Source organism: Streptomyces violens (assembly GCF_000717745.1).
GTDB lineage: Bacteria > Actinomycetota > Actinomycetes > Streptomycetales > Streptomycetaceae > Streptomyces > Streptomyces violens.
This window is the reverse complement of sequence record NZ_JOBH01000008.1, coordinates 182208-205275: the sequence shown is the minus strand read 5'-3', so window position 1 is coordinate 205275 and position 23068 is coordinate 182208. Positions and strand designations below refer to the sequence as shown.

General features: G+C 71.5%; 21 protein-coding genes. 11 read left to right on the top strand and 10 right to left on the bottom strand.

Going from position 1 to position 23068, the window contains the following annotated elements:
• Positions 1-18: 18 nt before the first annotated feature.
• On the top strand, positions 19-2316 hold the full coding sequence (locus tag IF04_RS0117090) for a glycoside hydrolase family 3 N-terminal domain-containing protein (protein ID WP_030257590.1): 2298 nt from the start codon (positions 19-21) through the stop codon (positions 2314-2316).
• Positions 2317-2337: 21 nt separating this feature from the next.
• On the opposite strand, the gene IF04_RS0117085 is transcribed toward IF04_RS0117090, so the two are convergent.
• Complete coding sequence (locus IF04_RS0117085) at positions 2338-2637, bottom strand: hypothetical protein (RefSeq protein ID WP_030257587.1); 300 nt, start codon at positions 2635-2637, stop codon at positions 2338-2340.
• A 386-nt stretch (positions 2638-3023) separates the two neighbouring features.
• On the opposite strand from IF04_RS0117085, the gene IF04_RS0117080 reads away from it, so the two are divergent.
• The 8 genes from IF04_RS0117080 (at position 3024) to IF04_RS36635 (ending at position 12370) form a co-directional block, all read left to right on the top strand.
• Positions 3024-4574 (top strand): Y4yA family PLP-dependent enzyme, encoded by a 1551-nt coding sequence (locus IF04_RS0117080; protein WP_051831313.1) that lies wholly within the window; start codon positions 3024-3026, stop codon positions 4572-4574.
• Positions 4564-5883, top strand: a complete 1320-nt coding sequence (locus IF04_RS0117075) for a pyridoxal-phosphate dependent enzyme (protein WP_030257584.1) — start codon at positions 4564-4566, stop codon at positions 5881-5883. Before IF04_RS0117080 ends, IF04_RS0117075 begins: the two co-directional genes overlap by 11 nt.
• A 7-nt stretch (positions 5884-5890) precedes the next feature.
• The gene (locus tag IF04_RS0117070) at positions 5891-7102 is read left to right on the top strand and encodes an aminotransferase class V-fold PLP-dependent enzyme (RefSeq protein WP_030257583.1); all 1212 of its coding nucleotides are present in this window, start codon (positions 5891-5893) and stop codon (positions 7100-7102) included.
• Between the two features lie 42 nt (positions 7103-7144).
• The gene (locus IF04_RS0117065; protein ID WP_030257582.1) at positions 7145-7900 is read left to right on the top strand and encodes a class I SAM-dependent methyltransferase; all 756 of its coding nucleotides are present in this window, start codon (positions 7145-7147) and stop codon (positions 7898-7900) included.
• 301 nt (positions 7901-8201) lie between these two features.
• The gene (locus IF04_RS0117060) at positions 8202-9596 is read left to right on the top strand and encodes a family 2B encapsulin nanocompartment shell protein (protein WP_030257579.1); all 1395 of its coding nucleotides are present in this window, start codon (positions 8202-8204) and stop codon (positions 9594-9596) included.
• Complete coding sequence (locus IF04_RS0117055; RefSeq protein ID WP_078600406.1) at positions 9583-10851, top strand: cysteine desulfurase; 1269 nt, start codon at positions 9583-9585, stop codon at positions 10849-10851. The genes IF04_RS0117060 and IF04_RS0117055 overlap by 14 nt, the downstream gene beginning before the upstream one ends.
• Positions 10852-11023: 172 nt before the next feature.
• On the top strand, positions 11024-11272 hold the full coding sequence (locus IF04_RS0117050) for a hypothetical protein (RefSeq protein WP_157847666.1): 249 nt from the start codon (positions 11024-11026) through the stop codon (positions 11270-11272).
• A gap of 111 nt (positions 11273-11383) precedes the next feature.
• Positions 11384-12370 carry a LysR family transcriptional regulator gene (locus IF04_RS36635; RefSeq protein ID WP_030257572.1) on the top strand — a complete coding sequence of 329 codons (987 nt, stop codon included), beginning with the start codon at positions 11384-11386 and terminating at the stop codon, positions 12368-12370.
• Here IF04_RS36635 and IF04_RS0117040 read toward each other — a convergent pair.
• The 3 genes from IF04_RS0117040 to IF04_RS0117030 form a co-directional block, all read right to left on the bottom strand.
• On the bottom strand, positions 12348-13124 hold the full coding sequence (locus IF04_RS0117040; protein WP_030257571.1) for an SDR family NAD(P)-dependent oxidoreductase: 777 nt from the start codon (positions 13122-13124) through the stop codon (positions 12348-12350). The genes IF04_RS36635 and IF04_RS0117040 overlap by 23 nt on opposite strands.
• A complete protein-coding gene (locus IF04_RS0117035; RefSeq protein WP_030257568.1) occupies positions 13117-13653 on the bottom strand; it encodes a cupin domain-containing protein in 537 nt (178 codons plus the stop codon). The genes IF04_RS0117040 and IF04_RS0117035 overlap by 8 nt, the downstream gene beginning before the upstream one ends.
• A gap of 105 nt (positions 13654-13758) precedes the next feature.
• Positions 13759-15120: a sugar porter family MFS transporter gene (locus IF04_RS0117030; protein ID WP_211259825.1), complete on the bottom strand. Its 1362-nt coding sequence runs from the start codon at positions 15118-15120 to the stop codon at positions 13759-13761.
• 393 nt (positions 15121-15513) lie between these two features.
• Here IF04_RS0117030 and IF04_RS0117025 point away from each other — a divergent pair, with 393 nt between their 5' ends.
• Together IF04_RS0117025 and IF04_RS0117020 are read left to right on the top strand one after the other, a co-directional pair.
• On the top strand, positions 15514-16281 hold the full coding sequence (locus IF04_RS0117025; RefSeq protein WP_030257563.1) for an SDR family NAD(P)-dependent oxidoreductase: 768 nt from the start codon (positions 15514-15516) through the stop codon (positions 16279-16281).
• Positions 16278-17255, top strand: a complete 978-nt coding sequence (locus IF04_RS0117020; RefSeq protein ID WP_030257559.1) for an aldo/keto reductase — start codon at positions 16278-16280, stop codon at positions 17253-17255. The genes IF04_RS0117025 and IF04_RS0117020 overlap by 4 nt, the downstream gene beginning before the upstream one ends.
• 15 nt (positions 17256-17270) lie before the next feature.
• On the opposite strand, the gene IF04_RS0117015 is transcribed toward IF04_RS0117020, so the two are convergent.
• From IF04_RS0117015 to IF04_RS0116990, 6 genes are all read right to left on the bottom strand, one after another.
• Positions 17271-17834 (bottom strand): hypothetical protein, encoded by a 564-nt coding sequence (locus IF04_RS0117015; protein ID WP_030257554.1) that lies wholly within the window; start codon positions 17832-17834, stop codon positions 17271-17273.
• A gap of 382 nt (positions 17835-18216) precedes the next feature.
• Positions 18217-19242, bottom strand: a complete 1026-nt coding sequence (locus IF04_RS0117010; RefSeq protein WP_030257551.1) for a CDP-alcohol phosphatidyltransferase family protein — start codon at positions 19240-19242, stop codon at positions 18217-18219.
• A gap of 122 nt (positions 19243-19364) precedes the next feature.
• The gene (locus IF04_RS0117005; protein WP_030257549.1) at positions 19365-19970 is read right to left on the bottom strand and encodes a hypothetical protein; all 606 of its coding nucleotides are present in this window, start codon (positions 19968-19970) and stop codon (positions 19365-19367) included.
• Positions 19967-20824, bottom strand: coding sequence for a carbohydrate ABC transporter permease (locus IF04_RS0117000; protein WP_030257546.1), 858 nt, complete (start codon positions 20822-20824; stop codon positions 19967-19969). Before IF04_RS0117000 ends, IF04_RS0117005 begins: the two co-directional genes overlap by 4 nt.
• The gene (locus tag IF04_RS0116995; protein ID WP_030257543.1) at positions 20824-21780 is read right to left on the bottom strand and encodes a carbohydrate ABC transporter permease; all 957 of its coding nucleotides are present in this window, start codon (positions 21778-21780) and stop codon (positions 20824-20826) included. Before IF04_RS0116995 ends, IF04_RS0117000 begins: the two co-directional genes overlap by 1 nt.
• An 11-nt stretch (positions 21781-21791) precedes the next feature.
• Complete coding sequence (locus IF04_RS0116990) at positions 21792-23066, bottom strand: ABC transporter substrate-binding protein (RefSeq protein ID WP_030257540.1); 1275 nt, start codon at positions 23064-23066, stop codon at positions 21792-21794.
• Between the last annotated feature and the right edge of the window lie 2 nt (positions 23067-23068).

The following is a 23068-nucleotide window of genomic DNA, read 5'->3' as shown; positions in this document are numbered from 1 at the left end:
TGCCGAAAAGGTGAACACATGCAGGGGATGCGACGACGCACGCTTCTGAGTGCGGCCGGTGGTACGGCCATGGCCGGCGGGCTCCTGGGGGTGGGGAACGCGCAGGCCGCCGCCGCACCGGCCGCACGAAGCGTTCCCCGTGCTTCCGGTCCGTACGATCAGAAGATCAAGCAACTGATGGGCCGGATGACGGTCGACGAGAAGTTCGGCCAGCTCCAGCAGCTGCCGTGGACCTGGGACACCGGCCCCGGCGGCGGCGAGACCAAGGCGGTCGAGGACGCCGCGCGCAAGGGCATGCTCGGCTCGGTCTTCTCCATCTTCGGGGCGAAGACCACCAACGCCCTGCAGAAGATCGCCGTCGAGGAGTCCCGGCTCGGCATCCCGCTGGTCTTCGGGCTGGACGTGATCCATGGCATGTGGACCAACTTCCCCATTCCGCTCGCCCAGGCGGCCAGCTTCGACCCGGCGGTCACCGTGGCGGACGCCGAGGTCTCGGCCAAGGAGGCCCGCTCGAACGGCGTGCACTGGACCTTCGCACCCATGATGGACGTCACCCACGAGCCGCGCTGGGGCCGTATCGCGGAGGGCAGCGGCGAGGACCCGTACCTCACCTCGGCGTTCGCCGCCGCCAAGGTACGCGGCTACCAGGGTGAGGATCCGAAGGACCTCAAGGCGAAGGACCGGGTGGCGGCCTGCGCCAAGCACTTCGTCGCCTACGGCGGCGCGGAGGGCGGCCGCGACTACAACACGGTCGACGTTTCCGAATCCCGGCTGCGCAACCTCTACCTGCCGCCGTTCAAGGCCGCCCTGGACGCCGGCGTGGCGACCGTCATGGCGTCCTTCAACACCATCAGCGGCGTCCCCGCGCACGCCAACCCGCACACCCTCACCGACATCCTCAAGAAGGAGTGGGGCTTCGACGGGCTGGTGGTCAGCGACTTCACCGGTGTGAAGGAGCTGATCGCGCACGGCTTCGCCGAGGACGGCGCCGACGCGGCACGGCTGTCGCTGAACGCGGGCGTCGACATGGAGATGACCAGCACCCACTTCGTCGAGAACGGCAAGAAGCTGCTGCGCGCCGGGAAGATCGAACAGCAGCGGCTGGACGACGCGGTGTACCGGGTGCTCCAGCTCAAGTACCAGCTCGGTCTCTTCGACCAGCCCTACGTCGAGGAGAAGGGCGAGATCACGGAGCCGTCGGCGGACGCCCGCAAGGCGGCCCGTGCGGCAGCGGCCCGCTCCATGGTGCTGCTCAAGAACGAGAAGTCGGTACTGCCGCTGTCCGCCAAGGCGTCCTCCATCGCGGTCGTCGGCCCCTTCGCCGACTCCGCCGATCTCCTGGGCACCTGGGTGATCCCGGCCTCCGAGAAGAAGTTCCCGGCGGGGAAGGTGCTGGACGCGGTCAAGAAGGCCGCGCCGGGGGCGAAGGTCACGTACGCGAAGGGCGTCGACGCGGCGGGCAAGGACACCAGTGGTATCGGCGAGGCCGTCGCCGCAGCCAAGGCCGCCGAGGTGACCGTGGTCGTAGTGGGCGAGCCTCCGGCGATCAGCGGCGAGGCCGCCGCGCGCAGCGACATCTCGCTGCCGGGCGCGCAGGAGAAGCTGATCGAGGCGGTCGCGGCCACCGGCAAGCCGTTCGTGGTGGTGCTCGTGAACGGCCGCCCGCTGACCGTGGGCGACTGGCTCGCGCAGGCCCCCGCCGTACTGGAAGCCTGGCACCCCGGCATCGAGGCCGGTCACGCCATCGCGGACGTCCTCTTCGGTGCCGTGAACCCGGGCGGCAAGCTCCCGGCCTCCTTCCCCCGTACGGTCGGCCAGATCCCGATCCACTACAACCACGAGTCCACCGGCCGCCCCTACGACGCGGACAACAAGTACACCTCGAAGTACCTGGACCTGCCCGACGGCCCGCAGTTCCCGTTCGGCTTCGGGCTCAGCTACACCGACTTCACGCTCGGCGATCCGAAGCTCAGCCGGTCGAGTGTCGCGGCCGACGCACTGCGCAAGGGCGACACCCTGGAGGTGTCGGTCGAGGTGCGGAACACTGGCAAGCGGGCCGGCGACGAGGTCGTACAGCTCTATGTCCACGACCGCGCCGCCTCCCTCACCCAGCCGGTCCGCAGGCTCCGCGGCTTCCGCCGGGTGACCCTGGCGCCGGGGAAGCACACCACGGTGCGCTTCCGTCTCGGCGCCGCGGACCTGGGCTTCTGGACGAACGACAGCCACGGCCACTTCACCGTGGAGGCGGGCGCGTTCGACCTCTATGTGGGCACCAGCTCGGCAGCCACCGCGAAGCTCGGGCTCACGGTGGACTGACCCGGGCCGCCAGGGCTGCGGTCAGTGGTCGTCCCAGTGGCCGTCGTGCTGGGCGTGGCGGTGACCGTCGTGGACGTAGTCCATGTGGTCGCCGTGCGGGACCGCGACGTGGCCGCAGCCCTCCTGGTGCTGGTGGGTGTGGTTCTGGTGCTCGGTGTGCGCGGTGGGCTCGCACTCGTCGACGTGGCCCTCGTGGGGGCGGTGCAGGCAGCCGTCGTGCACATAGTCGACGTGGTCGCCGTGCGGCACCGCCACGTGACCGCAGCCGGCTCCGTGCTGATGCGTGTGCCCCTGGTGGGTGGTGTGCGTGGCCGTCGCCATGACTCTTCCTCCTGATCTGCCGTACTGTGGATGATCTTTGCGCGATATTGGAAAAGTGCGCCAGTGTGTCCCGAATGCTAGATCAGTCACCGCATTTTATCGCCGATGTCTGGTTCGTCTGCGCGTGTGGCAGCAGGCCCAGCCGCGAATGCCCGGCGTGGGGGAGCGGGGCTCGGCGGGCGGCGGTACGTGCGGTACGCCGGGCGGGCCCGCCGCGTCCACATGCGGCATGAGATCGGGCGGCGAGGGGCGTAGCGCGTCCGCTGCCGGGAAATGGGTCCGTCGAACACCTGCGGCATTTTCCGTCGGTGGCCGGATGCCGCCGAACGGGGCACGCACGATGCGGTCCGCATCGGGACAGGAATCAGGACAGGAGGAGCCTCGGGATGGGCGTCCCCTTGTACCTGGAGCCACGGCTGGCGCCTCGGGCGGCGTCGCTGCTGGCCTCCGGCCGGTTCCTGCACGCGCTCGCCGACGGGCTGGGGTCGCCGCTCAACGTCCTGCTCCCCGACCAGCTCGCCGACAACCTCGCGCGCTTCCGTGCCGTCTACCGTACGCACCGGCTGACCGGCCGGATCTTCTTCGCGCACAAGGCGAACCGGTCCAGCGCCCTCGTCCGGCGGCTCGCGGCGACGGACGCGGGCATCGACGTCGCGTCACTGGGCGAGCTGCAGCACGCCCTCGGTGCGGGTTTCACCCCGGACCGCATCGTGGCGACCGGTCCGAAGACCCCGGAGTTCCTCTGGCTCGCGGCCCGCACCGGCGTCGTCGTACACGTCGACGGGCGCGCCGAACTGGAGCAGCTCGCGGCCCTCGTGCGGCGGTACGGACTGCCGCGCGCCGACGTGCTGTTACGGCTCTCGGAGTTCACCTCCGAAGGGTCCCGGGTGCTGACCCGGCCCAGCCGGTTCGGGACGCCGGTCGCGGAGCTCGACGCGCTGCTCACCACCGTGGAGCGGTGCGCAGACGCCGTCCGGCCGGCCGGCGTCGGGTACCACCTCGACACCACCAGCCTCGCCGAGAAGGCCGTGGCGCTCGAAGGCTGCGTCCGCGCCATGGACGCATTCCGCGCCCGGGGCCTCGATCCCCGTGCCGTGGACATCGGAGGCGGCTTCGGCGTCAGCTACCTCGCCGACGGCGAGCAGTGGGAGCGGTACACCACGGAGCTCACCCAGGCGGTGATGGGGCGGCGTCCCGCGCTGACCTGGCGCCGGCACGGTTACGGCCTCTCGCACGAGGCCGGGACGCTGCGCGGCACCCTCGCGCTGTATCCCGCGCACCGCCCCGTCGCCGCCGAGAAGTACCTCGACGCACTGCTGTCCCACGCCGCGCCGACCCTGGGCCGGCCGCTCGCCACGCTGCTCCTGGAGGGCCTGTACGAGCTGCACATCGAGCCGGGGCGGGCGCTGGCCGACCAGTGCGGGCTCACGCTGGCGCGCGTCGTCGAGGTGCGGGACACCGCGTCGGGGGAGCGGCTGGTACGGCTGGCGGCGGGCGCCGACGACGTGGCGCTGGAGGAGCACGGGGTCCTGATGGACCCGGTACTCGTCCCGCGCGACGGGAGACAGGCGGCGCCGGACGCGGGCGGCCCAGTGGACGCGGGCGGCCCGGTGGGCGTCCATCTCGCCGGCAACCTCTGCCTGGAGGCCGACATGATCACGCGGCGGACGGTCTTCCTGCCGTCGCCACCGCGCGAAGGCGACCTGCTCGCCTTCGTCAACACCGCGGGCTACTGCATGGACTTCCGGGCCGGCGAGGCCCAGCGGCAGCCCGTCGCCCGCAAGGTCGCGGTCTGGCGGGACGGGGACGCAGCGGAGGGGCCGGAGGGCTCCGGTGCGGGGCCGTGGCGCTGGTGCCTGGACGAGGAGTACTGGCCGGTCGTTCAGCAGCACCGCACGCGGCAGCATGGTGGCGGGGAGGACGCGGATGAGGCTTGACAGCATCACCGATGCCATCGGCGACACTCCGCTCGTCCGCGTCGATCCGGCCGTGCACGGCCTGCGCCACATCGACCTGTACGCCAAGCTGGAGATGCTGAACCCCTTCGGTTCGGTCAAGGACCGGGCGGCCTGGAACATGGTCCGGCCGGGCCTGAAGGCCGCCGCCGAGGGCCGCCACACGGTCGTCGAGCTGTCCAGCGGAAACACCGCCAAGGCCCTGTCCCTGCTCGCGGGAATGCACGGCGTGTCCTTCAAGACCGTGACCAACCGCATCCGCATCCCGGAGATGCGGGACCTGCTGCTGTTGCTGGGCGCCGAGGTCGAGGAGCTGCCGGGGCAGACGGAGTGCCTGGACCCCAGCAGTACGGACGACCCGCTGACCCTCTTCCACCAGGAGCTCAGCGGATCGGACAGCCCGTACGTCTACACCGATCAGTATTACAACGCGCGCAACACCGAGGCGCACCTGACGGGCACCGGGCCGGAGATCGTCGCCGACCTCGGCGGCCGGGCCCCGGACCACTTCATCGCGTGCGTGGGCACCGCCGGCTCCTCCACCGGTGTCGCACGGGTGCTGCGCGCCCACGACCCCGCCGTGCACGTCCTCGGGCTGGTGGCGCACAAGGCGGACTTCATCCCGGGCATCCGCACCATCGACGAGGTGCAGGGCGTCGGCCTGTTCGACCCGGCGACGTACGACACCATTGCGACCGTCACCGCCGACGACGCCATCGAGGGCATGGTGACGCTGGCCCGGCGGTGCGGGATGCCGGCCGGGCCGACCGGCGGCGCCGCGTACTCCGGCGCGGTACGCCATCTGCGCGCGCTGGACGCCGAGTTGACGGAGCGTCGCACCGCGGTGTTCATCGTGTGCGACCGGATCGAGGGCTATCTGAGCTATGTACGCCGGCGGCGGCCCGACCTCCTGGGCCGGCCGGTGCACCGCAACTCCGTCGCCACCCTCACCGACGCGGAGGTGGCGGCCGCCACCGGCATCGACGTCGCCGCGGCCGAGCGGTGGATCGCCGAGGACCGGCCCCTCGTCGTCGACCTGCGGAGCCCCTTCTCCTACGCCGCGCTGCACATCGCCGGCTCGGTGAACATCGTCGACGAGCTGTGCGCCGAACTCATCGAGGGCGGCCTGCCGTTCAGCAAGAGCCGGCCCGTGCTGCTGGCCTGCCCGGTGGGGGAGCAGTCCGCCCGGTACGCCGCGCTGCTGACCCGCATGGGCCACCCCGACGTCCGCAGCCTCTCCGGCGGCATCATCGCCTGGCGGGACGCGGGTGCCCCGCTCGTACGGGAATGAGGCCGCCGTGACCGGTACCCGCGCCCCGGCAGCGGCGGTCCTCCACGAGCTGCGCGACTGGCAGGCCGCCCGCCGCGCACAGTTCCCGATCATCGCGGCCCACCCCGAGCTGGCGTACCTCGACAGCGCGGCGACCACCCAGAAGCCGCAGGCCGTACTGGACGCCGTCCACACCTACCTCACCACCAGCAACGCCAACGCGGGCCGGGGGACGTACACCTGGGCCAACCGCACCACCGCGCTCATGCGCGAGACCCGCGAGCGGATCAAGGAGTTCCTGGCCGATCCGGACCCGGACCGCTCCGGGGTGCACCTGGTCAGCGGTACCACCGAAGGGCTGCGCACCGTCGCCCGCGACTGGCTCACCGGCGTCCTCGCCGACCAGGACGAGATCGTCGTGCCGTTCGCCGACCATCAGGCCAACATCGCGCCGTGGGTGGAGGCCCGCGAGCTGCTCGCCCGCCAGGGCATCCGCGTCCACCTCCGCCCGATGCCGTACCAGCAGGGCTCCCGCGACTACGACCCGGCGGCCCTGGCCCGGCTGGTCACCCCGCGGACCCGCTTCGTGGCGGCCACGCATGTGCACCACGTCTACGGCGGCGACATGAACATCCACCGCGTCCGCCGGGCCGTCGGCCCGGACGTGGCGATCTGCCTCGACGCCGCCCAGAGCGTCGGCCACCTCCCCGTCTCCCTCGCCGAACTCGATGTGGACTTCCTCGTCTTCTCCGGCCACAAGGCCCTGGCGCTGCCGGGCACGGGCGCCGTCTGGTCACGTAACGCGCGGGGCCCGCGGTTCGTGCCCGGCGGCTGGGACGGCAGCCCCGACACCACCGGCGCGGCGAGCCTGCGGGCGGCGCTGGACTGGCTGGACGCCGCGGGAACGGACCGGATCGACCGGTGGATCCGCGCGCTGTCCGCGCGGCTGACCGACGGGCTGCGCCGACTGCCCGCGTACGACGTGCTCGGCTGCCGGCGCAGTCTGGCGGCGGACTCGGACGTCCAGGGGCGCCAGGGCATCGTCACCTTCCGGCACCGCGCCATCGGCTCCGGCGACCTCGGCTTCGTCCTCTTCAGCCACGGCTTCATGGTCCGCTCCGACGGCCTCTGTCAGGGCAGCGCCGGCGAGCGCGAACACGCGGTGCGGGTGAGCCTGCACGTCTACAACACCCCGGAGGAGATCGACCGCTTGCTCGCCGTCCTGACCGCGCTCCAGTGAGTTGCGCGCACGGGAACCGTTTTCATCTGTATCTTCGGGCCGGTGGGACTGGAGACGGTGACGGCCGGGCGGTGGGTGGCGCGCTGGGAGCGTCAGCAGCAGCGGTACGCGATCGACCGCGAGGAGCGGTTCACGGTGATCGCCGACGTGGTCGAGCATGTACTGGCCGGGCGGGACCGGCCGCTCGTCGCCGACCTCGGCTGTGGGCCCGGATCGCTGGCCGCGCGGCTGGCCGGACGGCTGCCGTACGCCACCGTCGTGGCGGTGGACAGCGACCCGCTGCTGCTCGAACTGGGCAGGGCCCACCACGCGGACGCCGCCCGCTTCGTCCGCGCGACCCTCGGCGCGGACGGCTGGACAGCGGCGCTGGAGCTGCCGGGCCCGCTGGACGCAGCCGTCTCCGCGACCGCGCTGCACTGCCTCTCCGAGGGCGCCCTGCGGCGCACGTACGAGGACCTCGCCGCGCTGCTGCGGCCGGGCGGCGTCCTCGTCAACAGCGACATGCTCCGCCCGGACGGCAGCCGTACGGCGCGGATCGCCCAGCATGTGGGGCGCCGCCGGGCCGAGCGGCAGGGCACCCCTGACCGCGAGGACTGGGACTCCTGGTGGGCGGCGGCGGCCCGGGACCCCGAACTGGCCGGCCTGCTCGCGCCCCGCCCCGTACAGCAGTCCGCCGCCGGCGGCCACAACGGCCTCACCCTGCGCCGCCACCTCGCCCTGCTCCGCGCGGCGGGCTTCCACGACGCGGGCACCGTCTGGCAGTGCAGCACGGACTTCGTGCTCGTCGCGGTCCGCTGACAGCCGCGGTCCGCTGATAACTGACCGGTACCGAACGGCCGTACGGATGCAATCGCGCCGTATCCGGGAATCGGACGGTGGCGTCCGGAAGGCGTGCGAACGGTCACGCGCCACGGAAGTCCGGAGTCCGAGCGCTGGTCACGCCTTCTTGACACGCGAAGTGGTTGTATTCCGGACCAATTGGCATAAGAACCGGTCCGATTGTTTCAGGACTGTCAAATCCAACGCCGTCTTGTGGTCGATAAGTGCCCGCCGTGACGATCACTCTCGTCCAACCCCCCACCGACTTCCAGGAGTCCCCATGAACGACCACCGCCTCACCCTCAGCCCGGATGCCGCACGGCAACTCGCGACCACCACCAAGACCGCGCCCCAGATGCGCGGCATCACCCCGCGCTACCTGCTCCGCGCGCTGCCCTGGGTGGACGTCGACTCCGGCGTCTTCCGCGTCAACCGGCGCCGTACGTTCCTCCTCGGCGACGACCGGATCACCATCGACACCGACCACGAAGGCACCCGCCGCGTGGTCAGCGAGGACCTGCGGGAGATCCCCTACCTGCGCGAGGCGGACCCGGCGCTGCTCGGCGAACTGGCCCAGGCGTTCACCGAAGTCACCTTCGACGCCGGCCAGTTACTCGTCCACGAGGGCGAGTCCACCGACCGGCTGTGGGTGCTGGCGCACGGCCGTGCGGAGAAGCGCGTGACCACCCGTTACGGCGAGGAGACCGTGCTCGAAGTGGTCGGCGACGGCCAGTTCTTCGACCTGGACTCCTGGACCCGCGGCGAGCCCACGCCGTACCAGGTCAAGGCCCTCACCCCCGGCGTCGCGCTGTGCGTCGAGCGTTCCGTCCTCGGCCGCCTGTCGGACCGCGACGAAGCGCTGTGCGCCGCGGTCACCGCGTACAGCGAGGGCGGCGCGCCCCTCGCCGGCAAGGAGGCCCCCATCCAGCTCGCCGGCGGCCACGTGGGCGAGCCCGAACTGCCCGGCACCTACGTCGAGTACGAGGACACGCCGCGCGAGTACCACATGACCGTCGCCCAGACCGTGCTGCGCGTCCACACCCGCGTCTCCGACCTCTACAACGAGCCCAACGACCAGGTGCGGGCCCAGGCCGACCTGACCATCCAGGCGCTGCGCGAGCGCCAGGAAGCCCTGATGCTCAACCACCCCGAATTCGGCCTGTTCCACAACGTCACCCCGGGCCAGCGGGTCCAGGCGCGCACCGGCGCGCCCACCCCCGACGACCTCGACGAACTGCTCACCAAGGTCTGGAAGCAGCCCGGTTACTTCATCGCCCACCCGAAGGCCATCGCGGCGTTCGGCCGGGAATGTACCCGCCGGGGCGTGCCCCCGGTGATGGACACCCGCTTCGGCAGCCCCCTGCTGACCTGGCGCGGTGTGCCGCTGCTGCCGTCCGACAAGGTCGGGTTCAGCAACGGCTCCGGCGCGGCGGCCGGCACCACCGAGATCCTGCTCGTCAGGGCCGGCGAGGCCGAGCAGGGCGTGGTGGGCCTGCGCCCCTCCGAGGTGCCCGACGAGGTCGAACCCGGCCTGTCCATGCGGAACATGGGCACCGACAAGAAGGCGATCACCTCCTACCTGATGACCGCGTACTTCAACACCGCGGTCCTGGTCGAGGACGCCATCGCCGTGCTCCAGAACGTCGAGGTGTCCAAGTACTATGACTACTCCTGAGACTCTGGAGGCGGCGCCCAAGGGGTTCGCGAGCCCCGGGCGCGGGTTCGACCCCGAGACCGCGCGGCGCGACTTCCCGGTCCTGCACCGGACGGTCAACGGCCACCCGCTGGTCTGGCTCGACAACGGCGCCACCACCCAGAAGCCGCGCCAGGTCATCGAGGCACTCGCCGCCTTCTACGGCTCCGCCAACTCCAACATCCACCGCGGCGCCCACACCATGGCCCGCGAGGCCACGGAGGCGTACGAGGAGAGCCGCGCGGCCGTCGCCTCCTTCCTCGGCGCCGCCTCCCCGGACAGCGTCGTCTTCGTCCGCGGCACGACCGAGGCGGTCAACCTCGTCGCCCAGACCTGGGGTCGGGCCAACCTCGGCGCCGGCGACGAGATCCTCGTACCGGTCCTCGAACACCACTCCAACATCGTGCCGTGGCAGATGATCGCCAAGGAGCGGCACGCCCGGGTGGTGCCCGTACCGCTCGGCCCGGACGGGCAGATCGACCAGAACGCCTTCGCCGACCTGCTCTCCTTCCGCACCCAGCTCGTGGCCCTCAGCCACGCGTCCAACGTGCTCGGCACCGTCCCGCCCGTACGGGAGATGACCGCGCTGGCACACCGGTACGGCGCGAAGGTGCTGGTGGACGGCGCGCAGGCGGTCGCCCACTTCCCGGTGGACGTACAGGCGCTGGACGCCGACTTCTACGTCTTCTCGGGGCACAAGCTCTTCGGCCCCACGGGGATCGGCGCGCTGTACGGCAAGCCGGAGGTGCTCGCGGGCATGCGGCCGTGGCAGGGCGGCGGCAACATGATCGACTCGGTCGAATTCGGCCGGACCACCTTCGCCCCCGTACCGCACCTGCTGGAGGCGGGCACCGGCAACATCGCCGGTGCCGTCGGCCTGCGCTCCGCGATCGACTGGCTCACGTCCCAGGATCGCACCGCCGTCACCGCCTACGAGAAGGCCCTGACCGAGTACGCCGTACAGGCCCTGGCCGGCGTCCCCGGACTGGAACTCATCGGCGCGGCCCCCGAGCGGATCTCCGTCCTCACCTTCACGCTCACGGGATACGACCCGGCGGCGGTCGCGGAGTGTCTGGACCGTGACGGCATCGCCGTCCGGGCCGGTCACCACTGCGCCCAGCCCGCGCTGCGCCACTACGGCCTGGAGAGTGCGGTCCGGGCCTCCTTCGCCCTCTACAACACGCCGCGGGAGGTGGACACCCTGGTCGCTTCGCTGCAGAACATGCGGCAGCCGTGAACCGACGGGTCAGTCACAGTCCGGCCGCAGGCACCTCGGAGCCGTCCGCGCCACTCCGTCGCTGCCATTCAGGTGACGCCGTGTGTGACGGCTGTGACGTGTGGTTACTCATCGACTGCCGGGCGGCGCAGGAAGCCGCCTCGCCCCTGTGCAACCAATGGAGGAACCGAAGATGAACCGCACTGCGAAGCGCCTGACCGCCGTCGTCGTTCCCGTGGCAGCCCTCGTTCTGGCGGCCGGCGGCACGGCCGTGGCCGACGACCCCGAGTTCCTGAACACCAAGATTGCGACCACCGACTCCGGTTACCAGAGCGGCAGCGCCCACGAGCACCACGGTGCGTCGACCACGGGCGCGGAGACCCACACCATGCTGCTGGAGACCGGCGCCGACAACGAGAACGACGAAGACAGCGACGACTGATTTGGCGCTTCCAGAGCCGGCCGGGGCCTCTTCCACTGAGACCTGCCGAGCACCAGCCCCGCTCTTCTCCGGGAGGGCGGGGTCCGCCATGTACGAGGTGGGGAGCGAGACATGGAACTACGTGATCTGGAGTACTTCGCCCTGGTGGCCGAGGAGTTGCATTACGGCCACGCCGCGGCCCGGCTGCACGTCGCGCCCGCCGCCGTCCGCCGGCGCATCAGCGACCTGGAACGGGAGCTGGGCCTCCTCCTCTTCGACCGGACGAGCAGCCATGTGGAGCTCACCCCCGCGGGCGGCGAACTGCTGCCCGCCGCGCGCCGCACCCTCGACTCGGCCGCCGAGATCACGGACACGGCGCACACCCTGCGCGCCGCCCGGCTGGGGGAGCTGCGCATCGGCTGCGCCCCGGGCGCGGCCCGCCTCGTCGACGTACTGATCGGCAAGGTGGCGCGCGCACGGGCCGACGTGGCCGTGGTGTCCGTCCCCATGTGGAGCCTGCAGGCACTGGACGCCCTCGTACAGGGCGAACTCGGCCTGGCGCTGGTCCGCGACCCGCTGCCGCCGCACGGGACCTCGTCCCTGATCGTCGGCCGGTACCGCGACGACCATGTGGCGGTGCCCGCGCCCGGGCCGCTGACCAAGCAGGTCCCGGTGCCGCTCGGCGCGTTCGAGGGCATGCCGTTCCTGATCAACGAGCGGGACACCGCGCCCGGCGTGCACGACGCGACCCTACGGTTCTTCGCCGACCACGGCGTGGCCCCGCTCTGGCAGCACCACCGGCTGCGCGAACAGGAGCAGCTCCTCGGGCTGGTGGCGGCCGGCACGGCGTCCGGACTGGTGCACGCCCACCCCGCCGACGTCTCCGACCCCGCCAACATCACCTGCCCGGGCGTCGCCGTCCTGCCGCTCAGAGAGCCGGGCCCCGAACACCGCTTCCACCTGGTCTGGCGCGCGGACGACGACTCCGAACTGCTGCGCACGATCGTCGACCTGATCTGCGATCACGGCTGCGACCTCGACGAACCCGAACCGGAGAGCGGGCCGGGACCCGGACCGGAGCACGGTCGGGACGGCGTCACCACGTCGGACGGGCGCTGACGCCGCCGTCCACGACCAGGTCGGTACCGGTGATCCAGGAGGCCGCGTCCGAGGCGAGGAAGACACAGGCGTCGCCGACGTCCTCGGGGCGGCCGAGCCGGGTGAGCGGCGCGGCGCGGGTCCACCGGTCGACGCCCTCCGGCCAGTCCGCGTCGAGGCCCGGCCGGTCGATCAGGCCGGGGGAGACGGTGTTCACGCGGATGCCGAGGGGACCGTACTCCAGGGCCGCCGACCGGGCGAACATGATCAAGGCGGCCTTGGCTGCGCTGTAATGCGCATGCCCCGGCGCGGGCTGCGAACCCTCGATCGAGGCGATGTGCACGACCGAGCCGCCGCGCCCGCGCCGCATCGCTCCGACAGCCGCCTGGGTGCAGCAGAACGCGCTGGTCACATTGGCTTCGGAGAGCCGCCGCCAGTCGGCCGCCGTCATCTCGGCGAGCGGCTGGACCGGCTGGATCCCGGCGTTGTTGACGAGGATGTCCAGCCGGCCGCGCCAGGAGGCCGCCGCGTCGACCAGCTGCCGGCACTCCTCCTCCCGCGTCACATCAGCCCGTACGGCCAGCGCGCTGCCGCCCGCCCCGGTGATCTCCTTGACGAGGGCCGCGGCCTGCTCCTCGCCCCGGTACCAGTGGGCCACCACGGCAGCCCCGGCCCGCGCGAGCCGCCGGGCGATCCCGCCGCCGAGGAGTCCGCTGGCGCCGGTGACCAGGGCGACCCGTCCGGCCAGGCTGCCCGCCTGCCACCGCTCACTCATCGCCGGACCCGTCCGGCATCCGCAGCGGCGCACCGGGCCGGCACAACTCCCTGATCCGCTCCGCGTACTCCGGATACTGCCTGGTCAAGACGTTCACATCGCCGCCTTCGTAGTCGGAGGGCAGGAAGCCGGGCGCCATCGTCGTACCGCACAGCGACCAGCTGCCGCCCGGGATCACCCGGGCGCCCATCCACGTACCCGCGGGCACCACGGTCTGCACCTCCCCGCCGCTGCTGCCGCTGCCGCCGAGGAGTACGGTCCGTCCGGCGCCGCCCGGCCCGAGAAGTACCAGCTCGGCGGGGTCACCACGGTAGAAGTGCCAGACCTCGTCCAAGGGCAGCCGGTGCAGGGCGGAGAAGCCACCGGCGTCCGTGGTGAGCAGCACCATGATCGCCGAGCCGGCCGGGCGGCCCGTGGCGTCCGGCGGCCCCGCCCACGTCCGGCGGAACAGCCCGCCCTCGGTGGCCAGCGGCCGCAGCCCGTACCGCTCGGCCATCTCGGCCGCCGTCGTCCCCTCCGTACCCGGCACGGCTCGCCCCTCTCGTCGTCGCGACGCCGTGATGCGTACCCGTATCCGACGGGCCGTCACCGGCGCGGGCGGCTCTTCCGCGCAGAAGCGTGGTGGACGGCCGGGTCATCCGCGCTGCTGCCAGTACTGCTCGATCTCCTCCAGGGAGCGGCCGGCGGTTTCCGGGACGCGTCGGGCGACGTACCACGCGGCGAGTGCGGACAGTACGGCGAAGACGGCGAAGACGGAGCTGCCGATCGCCTTCAGCACATCCGGGAAGGCCAGCGCGAAGGCGAAGTTGAGCAGGTACTGGGTGAAGGTGATCACGCCCATGCCGAGCGCGCGGGCACGCAGCGGCAGCACCTCCGGGCAGTACAGCCAGAACACCGGCCCCAGCCCGAAGCCGAACGCGAAGGTGTACACGAACACGCAGATCACGGCGAGCACGGCGACATCGGGGAAGAGGGCGAGCGCCACCATCGGCGGGACCTGCGCGGCCAGCGAGATGGTCAGCAGCTTCACCCTGCCCAGGCGCTCGATGAAGGGGAGCGACGTCGCGGTCGACAGGACCAGCGCCGCGCCGACGCCGTAGTTCGCGATGGTGCCGGCCTGGGTGCCGTTGCCGTCGGTGAGGTGGGAGAAGATGACGGGCGCGTAGTAGACCACCGCGTTGATGCCGGTGAAGACCTGGAAGAAGGTCAGGATCAGGGTGATGCGCAGAGCCGGGCGGTAGATGCCCGCCAACTCCCTCAGCCCGGCGTGCTGTTGGGCCAGGCTGTCGCGGATCTCGGTGATCTCCGCCTCCGCGGTCTCCGGTGTCGCGCGCAGCCGGCGCAGGACGCCGCGGGCCTCCTCCTCGCGCCCGTGCGTCATCAGCCAGCGGGGGCCCGCCGGGCTGAGCACCATGCCGGCCAGGAAGACCACGGCGGGCAAGGCGCCCAGGCCGAGCATCCACTCCCACGCGCCGGTCGCTGACAGTGCGTCACCGACCCCGTACGCGAGCAGGATGCCGACGTTCACCGCGAGTTGGTAGAGCGCGGTGATACGGCCGCGCAGCTGCTTGGGTGCCAGCTCGCTGAGGTAGATCAGGCCGAACATGTTGGCCAGGCCGACGGCGAAGCCGAGGACGAACCGCGCGACCATCAGCGTGCCCGCGTTGGGTGCCAGGCCGCAGGCGACCGAGCCGACGACGAAGATGACGCCCGCCAGGATCAGCAGATGGCGGCGGTCCCAGCGGCGGGCGGCGAGCGAGCCGCCGACGATGGCGGGCAGCGCGCCGAGCAGCAGCAGGCTGGTGACCAGGCCCTGCCCGGTGGCGTCCAGGCCGAACCGGTCGGTCAGCGGTTGCAGCGCGCCGGAGATGGCGCCGGAGTCGTAGCCGTACAACAGGCCGGACAGGCCGCCGAGTACGGCGATCCAATGCACCCGCCGGGGCACCTTCTCGCCGCCCTGCGCGGCGGCTCCGGCCGGGGACTGGACCTGTGCCACGGGTGACCTCCGAGGGGACCGACGGGAAGGACACGGACGGGCCGGGTCCGAGGGCGACAATGGTGTGCACACCATCCATCGTCAAGAGGTCCGACCTATTGCCATCCGGGCTCCCCGGAGGTATCCGTTACCCCTGTGCCCGCAGGACGAGTTCAGCGGCCGTACGCGGCACCGGCCCGCTCCGGGAGGACCAGTGGGACGGACCTCACCGCACCCGAACTCGCCCTGCCCGACGACGGTTGACCTCTTGTGCCGAGGCTCCGCGTGACCGTATGTTCACGTCGCCGGGTCGATACATCCGATGTATTCCGGTAGTGCGGCCGACAGTAGGGGAGCGACGCGCGCGGCGCGCACACGACCGATGAAGGACGACGCACTCCAGGAGGAGCGGGCATGAACGACATCGGCGACATGAACGGCCTCAAGGCGCTGGTCACCGGCGGGGCCTCGGGTATCGGCCTGGCCACCGCTCAACTGCTCGCCGCGCGCGGTGCCCGGGTGGCCGTGCTGGACCTCGTACCCGACAAGGTCGAGGAGCCGCTGACCGGCTACCGGGCCGACGTCAGCGACGACGACTCCGTACGCGAGGCGGTCGGGGCCGCGGCCCGCGACCTGGGCGGCCTGGACATCCTGGTCAACAACGCGGGCATCGGCGCGGCCGGCACGGTCGAGGACAACCCCGACATCGAGTGGCAGCGCGTGCTGGACGTCAACGTCCTCGGGATCGTCCGCACCAGCCGCGCGGCACTCCCGTACCTCCGGGAATCCGCACACGCCGCGATCGTCAACACCTGCTCCATCGCCGCCACCGCCGGACTGCCGCAGCGCGCGCTGTACTCGGCCTCCAAGGGCGCCGTCCTCTCGCTCACCCTCGCCATGGCCGCCGACCACGTCCGCGAGGGCATCCGCGTCAACTGCGTCAACCCCGGCACCGCCGACACCCCCTGGGTCGGCCGGCTGCTGGACGCGGCCGACGACCCGGAGGCCGAGCGCGCCGCGCTCAACGCCCGGCAGCCGATGGGCCGCCTGGTCACCGCCGAGGAAGTCGCCGCCGCGATCGCGTACTTGGCCTCGCCCACCGCCGCCTCGGTCACCGGCACCTCACTCGCCGTCGACGGCGGCATGGCGGGGCTGCGACTGCGCCCGGAAGGGCAGCGGTGAGCCGTACCCTCGGCCGCAGCGGCCTCCCCCTCACCCCCCTGTCCTTCGGCGCCGCCGCCCTGGGCAACCTCTACACCGCCGTCACCCCCGACCAGGCCGCCGCCACCGTCGATGCCGCCTGGGACGAGGGCATCCGTGCGTTCGACACCGCGCCGCACTACGGGCTCGGGCTGTCGGAACGGCGGCTGGGTGCCGCGCTGCGCGACCGGCCGCGTGACGCGTACGTGCTCTCCACCAAGGTGGGCCGGCTGCTGCGCCCCGGCGGGCCGGGCGGCGACGACCTCGCCCACGGCTTCGCCGTGCCGGCCACCCACCGCCGGGTCTGGGACTTCAGCGCGGACGGCGTCCGGCGCAGCATCGAGGAGAGCCTGCACCGCCTCGGCCTCGACCGGATCGACCTGGCCTGTCTGCACGACCCGGACGATCACGCGAAGCAGGCGTTCGGCGAGGCGTACCCGGCGCTCGAACGCCTCCGCGCCGAGGGCGTGGTCCGGGCGATCGGCGCGGGCATGAACCAGACCGCCATGCTCGCCCGCTTCCTCCGCGACACCGACGTCGACGCCGTCCTGCTCGCCGGCCGCTACACCCTGCTCGACCCCTCGGGCCTGGACGAGGTCCTGCCCGAGGCCGCCGCGCGCCACCGCGCCGTCATCATCGGCGGCGTCCTCAACTCCGGCCTGCTCGCCGACCCGCGCCCCGGCGCGACCTACGACTACGCACCCGCACCCCGCCCCGTACTGGAACGCGCCCTCCGCATCAAGGCCGTCACGGAACGCCACGGCGTGCCACTGCGCGCCGCGGCCCTCCACTTCCCCTTCGGCCACCCGGCCGTCGCAAGCGTCCTCATCGGCGCCCGCTCACCCGCCGAGGCCGCCGACGCGGGCGAGCTGCTGCGGCGCCCCGTACCACCGGACATGTGGTCGGATCTCCGGGCGGAGGGGCTGCTGCCGGCACATGTCCCCGCCCCGGAATGATCCGGAGGGCACGCCTCAGGTGAGGTCTCTGCGCACCAGGACCCTGAAGCGCGTCGCGCTGCCCGACTGCCGCAGGTCCAGGCTCGGCGCCGGGCCGCTCGCGGAAGGGATGTCCAGGTCCGCCATCGAGGCGGCGGGGACGTCCGCGCGGGCCAGGCCGAGCGTGACGTGGGGCCAGTAGCCGTCCTCCGCGCCACCCAGGTGCTGCGTCAGGTCGGAGTAGATGCCGCAGAGTTCCGGTACGGGCTCGACGCCCAGCCGGATCTGCTCCCCCTTCTGGATGGTGGCGTCGTCATAGCGGTAGTCGGGATTCTTCTTCTTGAGGTCCCAGCTGCCGTGCCGCACCTCGCCGGTGAAGCGGATGCGGGGGACCGGCCACGTTCTTCCGCTGATCAGCGCTGCCGCGTCCGCGATCTTCGCCGCGTCGGCACCGGCGAGGAAGGCCAGCGTGATGTGGATCTCCTCGCGTTCCTGCGGCTGGACCGCGTCGCGTTGCCGCTGCAGGGTGATCATGCCGTCCACCAGCTCAGGGGGGATCTGCAGGCTGAAGAAGGCGTTGATTTTCTGGCCGCTTTCCATGTGCGCTCCTCGCGGGGGGCCTCGTGTCGCAGTAGACCTCCCCCGGTGCGCCGGCGATCTTCCCCGGTTCCTCCGCGCTCCGCCCGGAAAGGCGAACGAGGCCCCGCCCGGTTGACGCGTCCCACCCCCTGAACCGGCCCGACCGCACTCGTCATCGACCAGCTTGCCGGAGCTGTGGTCGCCATCGGCCAGTGGGAACGGGCCGCCCGGCTGCTCGGACTGGGCCGGCAGGTCTGGGAAACCCGGCGACGACGCGTACAAGAAGGCCTTCCAGGCCGGCTACGACACCGACCTGGACACGGGCGTCGGCTACGCCCTCAGTGAGGCGCCGTCAGGTGTGCCGTGAGTGCTGCACCCACCCGGGCAGTGCGGACCCCGGTACTCAGGCCGCCGCCGGTGTCTTCGTGTTCTCGAAGGAGTCGAGGGTGCGGGCGAAGTCGCGGGTGGAGAGCAGGAGTTTGTAGACGATGGCGAGTTCGAAGAGGAGCAGGAGGATGGCGGAGACGACCGTGACGGGGATGACCGCGTCGAAGAGCGGGCCGATGATGAAGACGCCCATCTGGAACTCGATGCCGCTGATGAGGTGCGTACGGACGCGGTGCCGCAGCAGGTAGGAGCGGGCCCGCAGATAGCCGGGGAAGCGGCTGCGGAATTCTCGCTGGAGGTCGATGACGTCGGACTTCTTGCGGCGCTTCGGCGCCGGCACGGCCACCAGCATCGGCGTGTCCGCCGTGCTCGCCGTGTTCTCCTTGTTCTCCGTGTTCACCGTGCTTTCCACGGCCTCCGCACGGTCCTGCTGGAGGTCCTGCTCGATGTCCGCCTCGGGGTTGTCGCGCAGCAGGTCCTCCATGAACGCGACCTCCGCCGTGTCCTCGGCCCGCCGCGCCGCCCGGATGCGCGACTTGATCTGCTTGCGCATCGTGTGCCGGGTCTTGAAGATCTCCAGGGAGTTGATGTACCGCAGGCCGTCGAGCGCGACCACGCCCGCCGCGAGCCAGATGTAGAAGGTGTCGCCGGTGCGGTGGTACTGACCACCCATCAGGGCGACGGCGCAGGCCATCACGCGGATGCGGTCGAAGATGTAGTCGAGCCAGGCACCGAAGACGGAGCCCTGGCCGGTGAGCCGGGCGACCTTGCCGTCCATGCAGTCCAGGATGAAGCTCAGGTGGTACACCACGGCACCGGCGATGAGCCAGCGCCAGTCGCCCTGCGTGAAGCAGGCCGCGGAGACGAGGCCGAGGAGGAGCGCGCCCCAGGTGATCTGGTTCGGGGTGATCCGCGTGCGCATCGCGGTCTGCCGCACCAGAGGAGTGGCGACCGGGTCGACCAGCAGCACGGTCCACCATGCGTCCCGCTTCTTCTGGGTAAGGCGACGCACCTCGGCGAGGGGCGGTATGTCTCTGCGCATGTTCGACTTCCTGGTGTTTATACGGGCTTCACCTGAAGTTAAGGAAGTGTCGAAGCGAGGTACAAGGTTTGCCCGGGGCAACCTTTTGCCGAGATAAGTGTCTGGGTCCGGAAACTCCCGGCTCAGCCGCCCGACCGGCGCTCCACTGCCGTCAGCGCCACCGCCAACGGCCCCGGGACCAGGAAGAGGAGCGGCGGCAGCACCCAGGCACAGACCGCCGCCGTGGCCAGCGCGAGCAGGACCAGGAGGGAGCCGGGCAGATCGCGCACGGAGCACAGGGCGGCCGTGCGCAGCGCCGCGCGCCAGTGCCCGACCTCTTGTTCCTGTGCGCAGGCGCGGAGCGCGATCACTGCCAGTACCGCGCCCACGGCTGCCAGGAACAGCGCGAACGGTACGGCCCCGGGCAGCCCCGCCGCGGCCAGTGCCGCGTCCGCCGCGAACAGCACGCCGAGTGCCAGCAGCAGGCTGCCGGCGGCCAGGTCGGCGCGCCACCGCCGGGCGCGCAGCGCGGCGAAGTACCGCCCGGCCGTGCACGGCTCGCCGTACCACTGCCGCCTGCGCAGCAGCGTGCAGGCCGTGGCCAGCGCGGCCGGCACCGTCACCAGCGGCAGGCAGGCCACCGACGTGGCGAGCCCGAGGGCGAGCACGTCGGCGAACAGCTCGAAGCGCGGGCCGAACAGCTCGCCGGGCTCCCGCCGCCCGGACGCCGTGTCCGTCGGGGCGCTCATCCCTTGACCCCCGAGTTCGCCATGCCCTCCACCAGGAAGCGCTGGAAGGCGAGGAAGAAGAGCACGATCGGGAGCAGCGCGAGGACCGACATGGCGAACATCGGGCCGTACGCGGACTGGCTGGAGGTGTCCACGAAGGTGCGCAGGGCGAGCGTGAGCGTGTACTTGTCCGGCTCGAAGAGGTAGATGAGCTGGGTGAAGAAGTCGTTCCAGGTCCAGATGAAGGTGAAGATCGCGGTGGTGATCAGCGCGGGCCGGGTGAGCGGCAGCACGACCCGCGCGAAGGTACGGAACGGCCCGCAGCCGTCGATCTTCGCCGCCTCCTCCAGCTCGCGCGGCAGTCCGCGCATGAACTGCACGATGAGGAAGACGAAGAACGCGTCGGTGGCCAGGAACTTCGGCAGCACCATCGGCCAGAAGGTGTTCACCATGCCGAGCTGGTTGAAGACGATGTACTGCGGGATCAGCACCGCGTGGTGCGGCAGCATGATCGTGGCGATCATGAACGCGAACAGCGGCCCGCGCAGCTTGAACCGCAGCCGCGCGAAGGCGTACGCGGCCAGCGAGCAGCTCAGTACATTGCCGAGCACGGCACCGATCGAGATGGTCAGCGAGTTGCCGAAGAGCTTCAGCAGGCTGACGCCCTCGATGCCGGCCGCGGCCGTCGTGTAATTCTCGGTGGCCAGCCGGGACGGCAGCAGCGCGAGGCTGGCGAGCACCTCGTCGGCCGGCTTGAAGGACGTCGCGACCAGCCAGCCCAGCGGATACAGCATGACCAGCAGGACGAGGAGACAGCCGGCGTGCAGGGCGGTACGCGGCCAGTTGGCGCGCACAGCGGTACGTGTGAAGGTCATCAGCGGCCCTCCTCGTTCGCGTAGAAGACCCAGGAGCGGGAGGTGCGGAAGAGCACCGCGGTGACGATGCCGATGGCGATCAGCAGTACCCACGCCATCGCGGAGGCATAGCCCATGTGCGAGCCGGTGAAGCCACGGTCGTAGAGGTAGAGCGTGTAGAAGAGGGTGGAGTCCGCCGGGCCGCCCCGGCCGCCGCTCACCGCGAACGCCGGGGTGAAGACCTGGAACGCCTGGATGGTCTGCAGGACGAGGTTGAAGAAGAGGACCGGGGACAGCATCGGCAGGGTGATGGAGACGAACTGCCGCCACCGCCCGGCGCCGTCCACCGACGCCGCCTCGTACAGTTCCTTCGGTATCTGCTGCAGCCCCGCCAGGAAGATGACCATCGGCGCGCCGAACTGCCACACCGTCAGCAGAGCCACGGAGAGCAGCGCCCAGCCGGGCCGGTTGACCCAGCCGCCGGTGTGCAGGCCCAGGGAGCCCAGTACGTTGTCGACGGTGCCGCCGTCGTTGAACAGCGCCCGCCAGACGAGCGCGATGCTCATCGAGGCGCCGAGCAGCGACGGGGCGTAGAAGGCGGACCGGTAGAAGCCCTTGCCGCGCTTCATCGACTTCAGCGCGACCGCCACCGCCAGCGCCAGGGCGAGTTGCAGGGGCACGGCCACCAGGACGTACAGCAGGGTGTTCCCCACCGAGCGGAGCAGCCGCGGGTCCTCGGTGAACATCTGCGTGTAGTTGCGCAGACCGACCCAGGACGGCGGGTCGAAGAGGTTGTAGTCGGTGAAGGAGAGGTAGAGGGAGACCGCCATCGGGAGCAGGGTGAGGATCGCCGCGCCCAGCACCCAGGGGGAGAGGAACACCCAGGCGGCGCCCTCCCGTTCCCGCTTCGGCCGCCGTTTCCCGCCCTGTACCGCAGGGGCCGGACGCTGCCGGGGGAGCGCGGCCGTTTCGTCCATCGTTCGCGTGCTCACGGCCTCAGCTCCGTCCGTGCCTCGGTCAGGAAGTCCTCGGCGACCTCGCGCGGGGACGCCTGCTCGAAGGCCACCTGGTCGTAGTCGCGCTGGAAGGTCGACTGCAGGCCGTTGTCACCGCGCGGCGGCGCGGCCGGCGGGTCCTTCAGCTTGCCCTCCAGGGCTTCCTGGAGGCCGGCGACCTGCTGCTGGAAGCCGGTCACCTTCGGCAGGACCCGGTCCCGCTGCCGGCTGTTGACCGGGGTGCCGCGGTCCACACCGAGGATGTCAGCGGCCGCGTCGGAGTTGAGCAGGAAGTCGAGGAAGCGGGCCGCCTCGCGCGGGTGCGCGCTGTCGGCGGCGACCCCGAGGAGCATCGACGGCTTGTAGTACTGACCGGGGGTGCCGTCCGGGCCCGCCGGCATCGGCGCGAGCGCCAGCCGGTCCCCGTACACGGCCTCGTAACCGGCGGACGGCGCGTCCCAGTTGAACTCCGCGACGGCCCGCTTGCGGCCCATCGGCGAGTCCTCGACCGAGCCCGCCATCTGTGTGGTGTCCTCGGCCCGGCTGACCAGCCCCTCCTTGCGCAGCTTCGAGGTGAAGGTCCAGAAGCGGGCCAGGTCGGCCGCGCTGAAGGCGGCCTGCCCGTCAGCGCCGTACAGCCGCTTGCCCTGCCCGCGCAGCCAGACCTCGAACCAGTCCTCCATCGAGCCCGGGTCCGTCATCGGCCGCTCGTACCCGGCGGCCTTCAGCTTCCGCAGTGCGTCCGCCCAGTCCTCCCAGGTCCAGCCCGCCTTCGGGGCCCGCAGCCCGGCCTTCCGCCACGCCTCCTTGTCGTACGCGAGGGCCTGTGTGCCAACGCCCATCGGCAGCGCGTACTGCACGCCGTCCACCTGCCCGGTCTTCAGCAGCCCGGAGTCCATGTCGTTCGTGGGCAGCGCCTTGCGTTGAGTCCCCAGGTCGAGCAGTACATCCGAGCCCGCGTACTGGCTGATCTGCCGGTAGTCGAGCTGGATGAGGTCGGGGACGTCGCCGCCCGCCGCCTGGGTGGCCAGCTTCTGCTTGTACGACTCGTACGTGGAGTACGAGGTCTGGATGTCGATGCCGGGGTTCGCCTTCTCGAAGGCGGCGACGGCCTTCTCGGTGCGGGCTGCCCGGTCCGCGTTGCCCCACCAGGTGAAACGGAGCGTGACCTTGCCGCCGGCGGCGGTGGAGGCCTCACCGTCCCCGCAGCCCGCGAGGGCCAGGGAGAGGGTGAGCGCCACGGCCGCGAGAGTTCTGAGACGTCGCACGG